This is a genomic window from Pedobacter sp. JCM 36344 (assembly GCF_046546555.1).
GTDB lineage: Bacteria > Bacteroidota > Bacteroidia > Sphingobacteriales > Sphingobacteriaceae > Pedobacter.
The window spans coordinates 18,802-32,413 of record NZ_JBKHKK010000003.1 but is presented as its reverse complement, the minus strand read 5'-3'; the positions used below and the strand labels follow the sequence as shown (position 1 = coordinate 32,413).

Here is a 13,612-nt window from a genome sequence, read left to right as displayed (position 1 = left end):
AAATGATATGCTAAATTGGACGCTAGAGTTTTCTAGTGTCCAATTTCCTTTGATACCTGTAAAAGATCTATTCCTGCAATAAAAATGAATATATCCTATAGGACATTTTGTAGTTTGAGTACCATTAGCTGACCGCTAATCTCTCCAGGCTTAATAATAGAAGCGTCTACAATAAGATTTTTGCCTGCAGACTTAATTTTTAATTTCCTATCTACTCCAAGAATTGTAGCCTCCGCACCGCGTTTTAATTTAAGATCCTTTATCGTAAGTTGTGATGAGTAATTTGGGAAAATGCAGTAAAGATCTTTTCCTTTAACTGTGAAGAATGCTTCCACATGCGCCTGGTCAGCTGTAGGTACAACCATTTTCGCAATGTCATATCCAGCCATGTAAGATTCCCCTTTTTTCTCCGGCATTTTACCTTCACTCCACTGGTAAGACTTTGAATATGCGCCGGTTCCGTAAATCGCTTCTCCGTTCACGTTTAACCAAGTGCCTATATCTGTAAGCCGTTGCTGCATAATCACAGGAATGCGACCATCTGCGGTCGGGCCAATATCTAATAACAAGTTACCTCCGCGGGAAACAATATCTACAAGCATTAATATTAGATCATGACTTGTTCTGTAGTCTTCAAGTTTCTCGTTTCTGTTGTAGCCGTAAGAATGACCTATACCGCGACTTTCTTCCCAGATTACATTTGGATCCATACCACTACCATATTCCGATGTTGTGTATGTTGAGCTAGTGTTTTTGCCCCTTGTATTCTTGCCCCAACGATCGTTCACGACTACAGATTTGGCGACAGGTGATTCGTTATACAGCCAAGCCAATAGTTCTGGACTTCTCCATTCTTCATCAGTCAAATCCCACTCTCCATCTGAGAATATGACGGCTGGTTTATACTTATTAACGAGATCCTTGAACTGCGGAAACATATGTTCTGTTATGTACCTCTTTTTATCACTTTTCCAAAGTGGATTGTACCATTCGTATAAAGAATAATAAAAGCCCATTTTTAATCCAGCATTATTAACAGAGGCAGTAAGTTCTCCAAGTAAGTCTCTTTTGGGAGAGCCAGTAACGGCATTCCAAGGTCTTCCCCAGCTTTTGTCTGCCTCCTTGCTATCCCATAATGCATAGCCCTCATGATGCTTTGAAGTTAGGACAACATATTTAGCTCCTGATTTTTTGAAGAGTTCTGCCCAATCTTTTGGATCGTAAAGTTCTGCTTTGAAAGATTTTTCGAACTCTGGATACATAAAATCGGCTCCATAGTTTTTGTTGTGAAAGCTATCGAAGTCTTTTTGCTTTTCAGTCAACCGCTGCCAATACCATTCGGAATAACTGTCGCCACTATTTTCTATTACGGGCGCATAGGAGGGGACAGCATAAACGCCCCAGTGAATGAAGATTCCGAATTTATCCTGGTGAAACCATTCCGGAATTTTCCTTTGATTCAGTGAGTTCCAGTTGGCCTCATACTTTTGTGCTACAGCAACATTGGCGAGTAGGATATAGAATAATAGTAGTAAATATTTTCTCATGCTGATACCAATTTACAATTAAATCTCTTTTCTTAACTTAGATTTTATGATTATTAAAAAAATAATACTACACTTTCTTTTATGCTTATTCGGATTGCAACAGATAACTGCCCAAGTCCAGGCAAAAGTATTTACTGCAGACATCATTGTTTATGGTGGTACATCCGCTGCGGTTACTGCCTGTGTTCAGGCAACTAAAATGGGTAAAACCGTAATCATGGTCTCTCCAGATCAGCATTTAGGTGGTTTGTCTTCTGGTGGCCTCGGTTTTACAGACACTGGTAATAAAGAAGTGATCGGAGGCTTAGCCAGAGAGTTTTATCACCGGATATTTCTTCACTACCAAGCAGATTCCGCCTGGAAGTGGCAGAAGAAAGAAGAGTATGGAAACAAGGGACAGGGAACTCCAGCGATCGACGGAGCCGACCGTACCATGTGGATCTTCGAACCTCACGTGGCAGAACAAGTGATGGAATCATTTGTGAAAGAAAATGCGTTAGTTGTTCATCGCAACGAGTGGTTAGAAAGGAAACGTGGGGTCATAAAGAAGCGCGGCAAAATAATTTCTATCAAAACCGTGAGTGGGAAATTATATAAAGGAAAAGTTTTTATCGATGCTACTTATGAGGGAGATTTGATGGCTGCCGCAGGTGTCAGTTACCATGTTGGTAGAGAAGCAAATTCCATTTACGGCGAGACATGGAATGGAGTGCAAAATAATGTTTTTCAGCATGGTCATAACTTTGCAAAGCCCATTGATCCATATATAGTTCCAGGGCAAATAAGTAGTGGCCTTTTACCCGGTGTTGCATCTTCCACTCCAGGAGTGAGAGGACAAGGGGATGATAAGTTGCAGGCATACTGCTTTAGGATGTGTCTCACCAATAACCCTGACAATAGAATTACTTTTCCGAAACCGGACAGGTATAATCCTATGGATTATGAGTTATTGGTCAGGGTATTTGAGAGCGGATGGAAAGAGTTGTTTGATAAATATGATCCTGTCCCTAATAGAAAGACAGACACCAATAACCACGGACCTTTTAGTACAGATTTTATAGGTATGAATTACGGATATCCGGAGGCTTCCTATGCCGAAAGAAAGAAAATAATTAAGGATCATGAAAATTACCAGAAAGGTTTAATGTATTTCATGGCGCAAGACCCGAGGGTTCCAAAGGTTTTCCAGGATAAGTTAAATACCTGGGGTCTATCTAAAGATGAGTTCCAAGATAATGACAACTGGCCACATCAATTATACATCAGAGAAGCCAGACGAATGGTAAGTAGTCTGGTAATGACTGAAAATGAAGTTCTTGGGAAGCGGGAAGTGCCAAAACCAATAGGTATGGGTTCTTATTCTTTAGACTCTCATAATGTTCAGAGGTATGTAACTGATCAGGGCTTCGTGCAGAATGAGGGAGATATTGGGGTTAAGGCTCCTAAACCATATAGTATTGGATATGATGCTATTGTTCCAAAGGAAAATCAGTGTTCAAACCTGCTTGTTCCAGTGTGCCTTTCCAGTTCTCACATCGCTTATGGCTCGGTACGAATGGAACCTGTGTTTATGATACTTGGGGAGTCTGCTGCGACGGCTGCATCAGTTGCTATTGATCGAGGTATTACCGTTCAAAGAGTGCCATATGATAATTTGGCGGAACTGCTTTTAGCTCAGAAGCAGCGATTAAATTAGTTTTTCGAATTGATGTAAATTAGCTGGTGAATGGCTTTTTATATTAAATAGTTATCGAAAAGATAACACTATGTTCATTAGATGATGAAGAAATTTGGTTCAAATGATAGATATTGATAAGATAAAGATCAATTTATGAGGTTTTGTTCTTGTATACTATCTAATTGTTGTTAAAATGGCAGATATCTCTATAATATAAATAATATTTTCTTAAATGCCTAAATATTTTTTCGAAAATGGCGCTTTGTTCTCTAGTATTCAATTGTGGCTGCTATAAAGTTTAATTATACAAACTCGATTGTTGTGTTTAATAATTAATAGCTAAATTATCATGGAATTGCAATATCGGGTAGATTTGATTAAAATTACTTAGTGTAAATTTTACACTATGAGATATTATTTTTACATTTGTAGAGTCAAGCAGCAATGCTAGCATCATAGAAAGAAAATACAGGTAACTTGCAAATTACCTTAAAGAAAAAGATCCCGTTCATACAGGGTTTATATTTGGTTAGAAAGAGGTAGTGCTTGGATGAGACTACCTCTTTTATTTTTAGTACTATTTTTTGTCATCCAATGTGTTTCAAATCGTCTACTCAGTTTCGTAACTAGTAGGTAACAACTAGGTAACTGAGAGCATACTCCTTGGGCAAGACACCCCTTTTACCCTCTAAGATACCTTTCAGGCCCCTTTCAGGCTGCAACTACCCAAGAACTTGTACTATTCTGTCCGCAATTAGCAATTTAATGCTAGAAATGACGCTTTCAATACAATAAATAGACTAGTTTGGTTGGGTATTTGAAAACAACCAATTGCGGAATATAACTATGCAGAGATTTAAGTTTATTGCTCCATTTATTCGCGAAAACGCGAAGATGATTTCTAGTTATGTTTTCACCTTATTTTTTGTTGGAGTTGCCATTTGGTTTGTAAAACATGAAGGTGCTGAACTCAATCAGGTACGGCCCTTACTCGCTACAGCAAGCCCAATATGGTTGTTGTTGGGGATCACGATTAGTATAGCATATGTCTTTGTTCATGGTTTAATGTACCGGTCTGCCTTCGCTTCTATTGCGAGTAGAATTTCTGTACTAGACGGAACTGTACTTTATCTAAAAAGGAATTTTGTTAGCGTTTTTTTACCTGCCGGAGGTGTTTCCTCACTGGCATTCTTCAGTGGAGATATCGAAAAAAAGGGAGTTAGCAAATCACAGATTAATTTTGCCTCCTCTATCTATGGTTTTATAGGCATTCTTTCAGTGGTGATGATAGCAATTCCAGTCTTTATATACGGAATAATAGAAGGCAGCATTGGAAATGGAGAATGGTTTGGCTTACTAGCCGTAGTATTATTAATTGGAACTTTATTCGGCATATACAATTCGGTAATTAAAAAGGGTAAGATTTATCTTCTAATGCTCAAGTACATTCCTGTAATCGAAGTTTATGCCGCGGAATTTCGGGAGAGCAGAATTGAGCGTAAACATTTCCTTACAACCTTAGGGTATAGCTTTTTAATTGAGGTTATAGGAATTGTACACATCTATATCGCAATGCTAACACTACACTTGAATCCCTCATGGATGATTGCAATTGTAAGCTACATTGTCGCAGTTATTTTCCTGATTATCTCTCCTTTCCTTCGGGGCCTCGGTGCAGTTGAGGCATCAATGTCATTCATCCTTATCAAGTTAGGTTATCCTCCTGCATTTGCTGTATCCATAACATTGATCTTCCGACTAATGGAATTTTGGACGCCAATGGCCTTAGGAGGATTAGCTTTTCTCGTTAAGGTAAACAGGTTATTGATGCGGATTATTCCAGCCTTATTAATGCTTTGCCTGGGTGTGATTAACATCATATCGGTGCTAACTCCTGCTATCAGGGAGCGTCTGGTATTTTTGGAAGACTTTCTTCCACTTGAAGCAATTACCGCTTCAAACTACTTTGTTTTGGTTGCTGGTCTTTTCCTTCTGGTCACCGCTGCTTTCATGTTAAAAGGGCTAAAGATGGCTTGGTATTTTGCGGTTGCACTTTGCCTCCTTTCTTTAGTAGGCCATCTGACGAAGGCTATTGATTATGAGGAAGCGTTATTTTCTGTTCTTGTTCTCACGATCTTGTTTAGTTCGAAAAAACAGTACTACATTAAACACAACTCGAAATTGAGATCTTTTGGTATTCAAACAACGCTTCTAAGTGTTATTGCCGTTTTTGTTTATGGATGCCTCGGTTTTTATTATCTGGACAGCAGGCACTTTAATATTGATTTTAATTGGCTGCAGTCCATCAAATATACTTTTCAGAACTTTCTAATGGTGGGAAACGCAGATCTGGTCCCAAATGATGCCTTTGCGAGAGGCTTTCTCTACTCGATAAATATCAGCGGCTTGCTTTCGTTGTCATTTTTAGTCTATACACTAATCAGACCTTTCGTAAGTAGTAGCCAGACAACTGAGGAAGAATTGGAAAATGTGAATGCACTTCTAATAAAATATGGAGATTCATCACTCGATTATTTTAAAGCGTACAACGATAAATTGGTTTATCAGGATGAGGCCATCGAAGGTATGATCGCCTACCGTATCGCAGGTAATTTTGCAGTTGCACTGGAGGGGCCGCTTTCGTCTCCGGATGACAAGGCTGCTCTTATAAAGTCTTTCGATAAATTTTGTTATGAAAGTGGTATGAAAAGCATCTACTACAGAATATCACAGGAAAGGATGGAAAGTTATATCTCCTTGGGTAAGAAAAAGTTATTTCTTGGACAAGAAGGAGTAGTTGATCTTAAAACCTTTTCTTTAGAGGGCGGGAGCAGGAAGTCAATTCGTAATGCGTTAAAAAAGGTCTCAGATCAGGGCTTTGTTACTAAGATTTATAAATCGCCTGTGTCTGATGGAATCATGCAGAAGTTGAAATCGGTATCCGATGATTGGTTGCGGGATACAGGAAGGGAAGAAATTGTATTTTCTCAGGGTACCTTTATTTGGGAAGAGCTTAAACAACAAACAATCATCACCGTTGAGAATAGCGAAGAAAAAATAGTTGCTTTTTTAAACGTGATACCCAGCTATGTTAATGGTGAAAGTACTTATGATTTGATTAGAAAAACTGAGGATGCGCCGAATGGAGTAATTGATTTTATCATGGTTGCTTTGTTTACTTATGCTAAAGCCGAAGGTTTTAGCAGTCTAAACCTGGGCTTTGCTCCATTATCAGGATTGATTACTCCTCATAATTTCCCTGAACGATCTATAAAATTCGCTTATGAAAAGATTAGAAGCTTTTCTCATTACAAGGGCCTAAGGGCAGCGAAAGAAAAATTTTCACCTGTATGGTACAACAAATATCTGATATACGACCACGATTATGACTTACTCCAGATTCCCAACGTATTGTCTAAGGTTATTAAGCCCTAGAATGCCTTATAAATTCTTGTTTACCAGTATTTTGTTTTTAGGTTTTTGTCTTACGGGCTTCTGCCAGCGAATAGATTCTGTAAGCTATGGTAAGTTCGGAAAGATCGTAGTTTATCATCCCGAGGGCATACCCTCCTCTGTAGCCATGTTTGTGTCAGGAGATGGGGGCTGGAAGACTGGAGTAGTTGACATGGCTAAAAGTCTTGTGACTCAGGGTGCATTGGTTCTTGGAATAGATGCTAGGCATTACGGGTATTATTTGTCTAAAGTAAAGACAGAATGTTTATACCCTGCGGCCGACTTCGAGGAGCTGAGCATTGACATTCAGAAGAAATATAACTTGACTACTTATCACAAACCGATATTAGTTGGCTATTCTTACGGTGCAGTTTTAGCGTATGCAATGCTGGTGCAGGCACCGGCTAATACTTTTAAAGGAGTTTTGGCTCTTGGCTTTTGTCCGGATATAAACATTGTTAAGCCCTTTTGCCAGGGGAATGGACTGACTCAGCATGTTCTGAAGCCCAACAAGTCTTACTATATAGAAGCTTGTAAATCATTAACTGCACCCTTTATTGTTTTAAATGGATTGAAGGATTTGACTTGTCCGTACGTGGCAACTGCTGCTTTTCTTAAAGATATGCCAAAAGCGGAGCTTGTAAAGCTGGATAAGGTAGGTCATGGATTTGCAGTGGAGAGTAACTGGCTACCAGAATTCAGCAGTGCCTATGCGCGGATTGTAGGAGAAGACAGCCAGGTTTCGAAAACATTGGCCGAGCCATTACCTTTAACCATAGTTTCATCTGTAAAAAGGACTGCTTTACCATTTGTTTTTATGATTTCCGGAGATGGAGGTTGGACAAGTTTTGACCAGTCATTGGCGGAGGCCCTGGCTGCCAAAGGATTATATGTGGTAGGATTGGATGCTCAAAAGTATTTTTGGAAAGCGAAAACTCCGTCAATCGCAGCTGGAGAAGTGGCGGAAGTGATATTAAAGTATCAGAAGCAGTTTGGAAAGGAACAATTTGTTTTGGCGGGATATTCTTTCGGTGCTTCGGTGATACCATTTCTTGCAACAAGACTACCTGTGGAATTGAAAAAAAATCTCAAGGGCCTGATATCATTGGCTCCCGAGGACTATGCTGATTTCGAGATTCATATCACAGATATGCTTAACCTTGGGCTCTCGAAAGGAAAGTATAATGTGATTGCTGAACTGAAAAAGGTTGTTGAAATTAAACCAGTGTGTATTTTTGGAAGGGATGAAGATGAAGAGTTGAGGCAGAGTTTTTTAAAGAGTGGGATCACGACAGTAATTATCCCCGGAAATCATCATTTTAATAAAGATTATAAAGGCATTGCTACCTTGATAGTGAAGAACATTCTATGAAAGATTTTATTTATCTTTCATCAATTGCTACCTTTAATTGCATAAACATCCGCTATGAAATATTTTTCGATTGTATTGTTGCTTGTTGCCTTTGCGCTAACAGGTTCAGCTCAGAATAAGGATGCCATTTTAGGCAAATGGGTTAACTCAACAGGAGAGGCCCATATTGACGTTACTAAAAGATCAGATAAGTACTTTGGAAAAATTGTTTGGTTGAAAGATCCAAAAGATGAGAAAGGAAATGTAAAAACAGATTATAAGAACCCTAATACCAGTTTAAGGTCGAAACAGATTGTGGGACTGGAAATCCTTAAGAACTTTGTTTTTGAGGATGGAAAATGGACAGATGGTAGCATTTATGATCCAAAGTCAGGTAAGCTTTATAGTTGCAATATGACTTTGAAAGCAAATGGTGATCTAAATATGAGGGGCTATATCGGCGTCGCATTGCTTGGAAGAACTGAAGTTTGGAAACGTGTTAAATAGCATGAAAAAGCTGATATTTTTATTCCTTTATTTTCCATGTACTGTGTTTGGACAATCGTATAATTTTGTTCAGCAAACCAGTGGAACCGCTACAAGCATCAGGGGAATGTCTATCGTTTCCGATCAGGTTGCCTGGGTGAGTGGCAGCAATGGTACCGTTGGTAAAACTGTGGATGGGGGCTTGTCCTGGCAATGGATTAAGCCTGTGGGCTATGACAAGCTTGATTTTCGAGATATTGAAGCTTTTGATACCAACAAGGCAATCATTGTGAATGCGGGTTCGCCGGCATACATATTGTTGACTAATGATGGGGGCAGAACCTGGAAGCAAACCTATAAAAATAGTGATTCTGCAATATTTCTTGATGGCATGGATTTTTGGGATGCCAAGCGTGGGATTATCTTTGGTGACCCTATTAAGAACCGGATGCAACTGCTTAGGACAATTGACGGGGGACTTTCATGGCAAGACATTTCTTCCAAATTGAAGTGGAATATACTTACAGGAGAAGCGGGATTTGCAGCAAGTGGCACAACCATCAGAACAATGGATAATGGCAAGGTTTGGATTGTTACAGGCGGGGCAGCTTCTAATTTATATTATTCCCACAACTACGGTGATAAATGGGGCTTTTACGAATGTCCCATCATTCAAGGTGAAAGCAGTACAGGACCTTTCTCTATCGCATTTTATGATAAGAAAATAGGAGTAGTGGTCGGGGGTAATTATTTGAAAGACAATGAGAATAGTAATAATATCTTACTCACAAATAACTCCGGAAAAACCTGGACGAAACCACTTAAACCAGTAGATGGTTATCGATCCTGCGTTGTTTATATCAATGATAAGACAATGATCGCTACTGGCTCTTCGGGAACTGACGTGTCAACGGATGCTGGCCTGAGCTGGTATAACATCTCTAAGTTAAATTTAAACGTGATTCAGAAATCAAAAACAGGCAAACTTATCCTGGTAGCCGGAAACAAAGGCCAGATTTACAAACTAGTTAGCAATTAATGGCACTTAAACTAAATGCGATTCACCACGTCGCAATTATTTGTACAAACTACGACGTTTCAAAGCAATTCTATACTGATGTTTTAGGCCTCCAGATCATTCGAGAAGTATACAGAATTGAAAGGGACTCTTATAAGTTAGATCTTGCGTTAAACAACCGATACGTACTTGAGTTGTTTTCGTTTCCTAATCCAGCGCAAAGACCTTCCAGACCAGAGGCAGCGGGCTTGAGACATCTTGCTTTCGAAGTAGAAAACCTAGATGAAGTCGTAGTTGAGCTGGAAAGGAATGGTGTAACTGTTGAATCAATTCGTATGGACGAATTTACAGGTAAACGGTTTACCTTCATAGCAGATCCGGATGGTTTGCCATTGGAATTCTACGAAAAATAATAAATCGTGGTCGAGATATCGATGAAATAGACTATAGATCTTCCCCTCCGGTAAGAAGGTCTTCGATTTCATTTCCAATTTCATCAACGGTGGCTTCATTAAGAATTAGATAAATTCTGCCTGAATTTACATCATGTTGGTAAAGCGGAAGGTCGTCTGCTTCGAGTTCTTCTGATGGGATTGATTCCCAACAGTCTATATCATATTTTACTGCACCTAGAATCGCCCCATAATAGATGACCTTATATTGGTATTCATCAATGGGAAAGATGGTCAGAGTTACCTGGTTAGCTCCATAACCGATTTTTATATTGAAAGGTTTCATTAGATTTATAACCGCTTAGTTTATTAATTGTTTTAATCTATGTTTTTGGCTCAACTACCTAAACTTATATATTTGTGTGAGCGTCCATGATGCCCCCTTATCTCCTGTATAAAATAAAAAGATTTCTATTCTTCACCCCAATGTGTTCTGCAGCTGTATCTGCTCAAGAGAGAAAAGCGCCTGCAATTCTTCTGGTTACCCATGATCGATCGTTGCACCAGTTTATAAATATGCTATAGAAACTCCGGACAGAGTGCCTTCGCGCGACTAGCACGAAACAAACGATGCGCATAAGATGAACTTTACTGCCAGAAGTGTAATTGGCAGATTTTACATTAGAATGCTTTCAGGCAAACTGAGGAAGTAGAAACTTGACATTTTTAGCTGATTGTGTTCATACAATCAGCCACTAAAACTGAATGTTGTTAAACCACTTTTTGTAAATAGTCTGGTAAACACCATTTTCTTTTAAGAGACTTAGCACTTCGTTAAACTGCTCTTTAAGTTGAATATCACCTTTTTTAATGGCAATGGCATATTGTGAGTCTGTACCGGGAAGGTACAGACCAATTTTAAGTTTTTTGTTTTTCTGAAGGAAACCACCTGCGATAGGGGAGTCGTCTATTAGCAAGTCGATCTTGCCAGCCTGCAGCTTCCTATATAGATCTTTATTTGTTTCTGCATGAACCATATTGTTTGCTGGGAAATTGGCATGAACATATCGTTCTGCTTCAGTCGCCTCCCTAATACCAATCGTTTTATTTTTAAGATCATTTAGCCCCCTTAGATTATCTTCCTGGTTGATCACTGCACAAAGTCGGAAATGCAGGTAGGGATTTGTGAATTCAAGAATATGCCTGCGAGAAGGGGTAACTGTTACCGCGGAGCATATGATATCCAACTCTCCTTTGAACAATTGCTCTAAAATTGTAGACCATAACGACACCTGATATTCTATTTCTAACCCTAAATGATCTGTGATTGCCTTTAAAAGGTCAACTTCAAAGCCTTCAAAGTTTTCTGAATTGTAATCAGAGTGCATCGGAAATGGAGCGGCAGAGTCTAGTCCGACTTTTAACACCTTTTTTTGGGTCATTTGAGGAAAAATCAATTAAGTGGTTCCTAATTACAGCTAATTTAAAGCTTTTATTATAGAAATGCGTCAAATATAGGTCTTAATGGCTTTAAATTTATTCACAAGTGATAGATTCATTGCTTTTATATTATTATAACTACAACCTCTGAATAAGCTAATGATCCAAGAGGCGAATTGTTTGATTATGTACAAACCAAAGCTGCCAATACTAGTTTTGTTCGTTCATTGGCAAAACAACTCGGCTCAAAAGCTATTTGCGTAAATGGCCTAGCGCCGGGACCAATCTGGACTCCTCTGCAGGTAAGCGGAGGTCCAACAATGTAGAAATTAAAGACTTTTAGTGGCGCTACCCTCAATGGGCAGATCCGGTCATCCTTAGTTATAGCGGAAGGCTAAACCAGAAGGTACTTCCTTTTCCAAGCTCGCTATCAACGCCAATTTTGCCACTATGTCGTTTCACAATTTCAGCACATATATACAAACCGAGGCCTAATCCAGAATACGAGGTTCCTTTCCGGTCGATCCTATAATACCTTTCAAAGATAAATGGGATTTGGGAACTATCGATTCCTGCGCCTGTATCCTTAACCGATATTTTTGCCATGTTTGAAACGCGTTCAACCTTTAAGACAATCTGATTTGACTCGGGCGCATATTTAATAGCGTTGTTAACAAAATTGATTACCACCTGTTCAATGCGAGGCTGATCTGCTGTTACCATAATCTCCCTGTCTCCTTCCAATACCAACTCCTGTTTTCCCTCAATTCTAACATGGTCGCAACATTCAGCCAGAATATTATATAAATTACATCCTGAGCTATTTAACCTAAGCGCCCCGTCATTAAGGCTATTAACGTTTAACAAGTCATCAATGAGTAGGCTCATTTTTTCCATGCTCCTGGTAGATTGCTCGATAAGTTTAACATGCAGCGGAGAAGTTGGTTTGTCTTTAATTCTGTTTAAAAGTTGCAATGATGCCTTCAATGTCGTGATCGGTGTTTTAAGCTCATGACTCGCGATTGAAAGAAAATCATCTTTGCGTTGTTCAAAAGCTTTAGTTTCTGTGATGTCGCTCACTACGCAAACCATTCTGTCGGCCTCACCAGTTTCATTGTACCTTGCTTTGCCATGCTCGCTTATCCAGTGAGTGGAGCCATTTGGCCATTTAACCTGATACTGGGTTAGATACACAGATCTATTGGCTATAGCGTAACTCACCATAGTACGAACATCATGTCTGTATTCGGGTAACATGGATTCAAATAGATCAGGGTAGTTAAATAGGTCATCGGGACCTCGTCCATAAAGCTTTTTGAATTGCGCGTTACTGCTCATTATTTCTGTGGCCAAATCTACTTCTGTGGCGCCTAATGCGCCGGCTTCCATAGCAATGAGTAATCTATGATTGGTTTCATCCATCCGATTATTCATGTCTTGCAGATCTTTAAAAAGCAGTGCTGTAGGTTGAATAAAGCCGGTTTCTACATTGGCTTTATAGATAAGGAAAAAGGCAATCAGCTTAAAATAATGTCCAATAGCGTTTGCTGAACCATAATTCGATGCATATAGGGTAAAACAGAATTCACTTAAGATGGTAAATAATACAGAAAATATTAGGTAGCGGTAAACGTTACCACTAAACCTTGAGCGATTGATATATAATAGATATCCAGCTATCAACAACAGAAAAATGATCACATACTCTGCGTAGATCTTAAAGATGGTTTGTCCGACGCCTTCGACAAAGCATATTGGAAAGATTTGCCATCTCAATATCGATAAGATTAAGGCCAGGCTAATTAAAAAGTACCCTACAAAGATCAAATCCGCATTGGGTTTGCGAACTCTGTTCATTGCATAAAAGCCAACTAAAAGTGTAGCGGCTTCCGTAAAGCGTGTAGCTACCCAGAATTGATTGGCGTAAAACGTCGTTCCAGACATTATATTCATACCTTTAAAGGATAGCGTGTGCAGAAGATCGAGAATTCCAATAAAGATATAGGAGATACCCACAAAATACAGATACCTGTTGTCCATTATCTTACGGGAATTCCAGGTGACGATAAAAACAGCGAAAGCTATAATGATGGAAAATAACTCAATGACAGTGTGAAACAATAGATAGCTCTCCTTTAAACAAAAGAAAAGTGCTACGACTACTGAACTGACAAGAAAAATGGTCCGATAATTATTTCTCAGAAAACTTGAAATGGAAATAGACAAACAGGTCATGATAAGTTTGTT

At 39.1% G+C, this 13,612-nt stretch carries 11 protein-coding genes; 7 read left to right on the top strand and 4 right to left on the bottom strand.

Annotated elements, in window-relative coordinates; genetic code table 11:
- Positions 1 to 95 precede the first annotated feature (95 nt).
- Complete coding sequence (locus tag ACHFIZ_RS03680) at positions 96 to 1,547, bottom strand: alpha-L-fucosidase (protein WP_410882976.1); 1,452 nt, start codon at positions 1,545 to 1,547, stop codon at positions 96 to 98.
- Positions 1,548 to 1,593: 46 nt separating this feature from the next.
- Here ACHFIZ_RS03680 and ACHFIZ_RS03675 point away from each other — a divergent pair, with 46 nt between their 5' ends.
- The 6 genes from ACHFIZ_RS03675 (at position 1,594) to ACHFIZ_RS03650 (ending at position 9,946) form a co-directional block, all read left to right on the top strand.
- On the top strand, positions 1,594 to 3,243 hold the full coding sequence (locus ACHFIZ_RS03675; protein ID WP_410882974.1) for an FAD-dependent oxidoreductase: 1,650 nt from the start codon (positions 1,594 to 1,596) through the stop codon (positions 3,241 to 3,243).
- 828 nt (positions 3,244 to 4,071) lie between these two features.
- A complete protein-coding gene (locus tag ACHFIZ_RS03670; RefSeq protein WP_410882972.1) occupies positions 4,072 to 6,660 on the top strand; it encodes a phosphatidylglycerol lysyltransferase domain-containing protein in 2,589 nt (862 codons plus the stop codon).
- 1 nt (position 6,661) lies between these two features.
- Positions 6,662 to 8,050, top strand: coding sequence for an AcvB/VirJ family lysyl-phosphatidylglycerol hydrolase (locus ACHFIZ_RS03665; protein WP_410882970.1), 1,389 nt, complete (start codon positions 6,662 to 6,664; stop codon positions 8,048 to 8,050).
- A 54-nt stretch (positions 8,051 to 8,104) separates the two neighbouring features.
- A complete protein-coding gene (locus ACHFIZ_RS03660; protein WP_410882968.1) occupies positions 8,105 to 8,536 on the top strand; it encodes a DUF2147 domain-containing protein in 432 nt (143 codons plus the stop codon).
- Position 8,537: 1 nt separating this feature from the next.
- Complete coding sequence (locus ACHFIZ_RS03655) at positions 8,538 to 9,554, top strand: WD40/YVTN/BNR-like repeat-containing protein (RefSeq protein WP_410882966.1); 1,017 nt, start codon at positions 8,538 to 8,540, stop codon at positions 9,552 to 9,554.
- Entirely contained in the window at positions 9,554 to 9,946 is a 393-nt protein-coding gene (locus tag ACHFIZ_RS03650; protein WP_410882964.1) for a VOC family protein, read from the top strand. Before ACHFIZ_RS03655 ends, ACHFIZ_RS03650 begins: the two co-directional genes overlap by 1 nt.
- Positions 9,947 to 9,977: 31 nt before the next feature.
- Here ACHFIZ_RS03650 and ACHFIZ_RS03645 read toward each other — a convergent pair whose 3' ends face one another.
- Together ACHFIZ_RS03645 and ACHFIZ_RS03640 are read right to left on the bottom strand one after the other, a co-directional pair.
- Entirely contained in the window at positions 9,978 to 10,271 is a 294-nt protein-coding gene (locus ACHFIZ_RS03645) for a hypothetical protein (RefSeq protein WP_410882962.1), read from the bottom strand.
- A 409-nt stretch (positions 10,272 to 10,680) separates the two neighbouring features.
- A complete protein-coding gene (locus ACHFIZ_RS03640) occupies positions 10,681 to 11,367 on the bottom strand; it encodes a substrate-binding periplasmic protein (RefSeq protein ID WP_410882960.1) in 687 nt (228 codons plus the stop codon).
- A 174-nt stretch (positions 11,368 to 11,541) separates the two neighbouring features.
- On the opposite strand from ACHFIZ_RS03640, the gene ACHFIZ_RS03635 reads away from it, so the two are divergent.
- Complete coding sequence (locus tag ACHFIZ_RS03635) at positions 11,542 to 11,691, top strand: SDR family oxidoreductase (protein ID WP_410882958.1); 150 nt, start codon at positions 11,542 to 11,544, stop codon at positions 11,689 to 11,691.
- 55 nt (positions 11,692 to 11,746) lie between these two features.
- Here the strand turns inward: ACHFIZ_RS03635 and ACHFIZ_RS03630 are convergent, their stop codons facing one another.
- A complete protein-coding gene (locus ACHFIZ_RS03630) occupies positions 11,747 to 13,600 on the bottom strand; it encodes an MASE3 domain-containing protein (RefSeq protein WP_410883511.1) in 1,854 nt (617 codons plus the stop codon).
- Positions 13,601 to 13,612 lie beyond the last annotated feature (12 nt).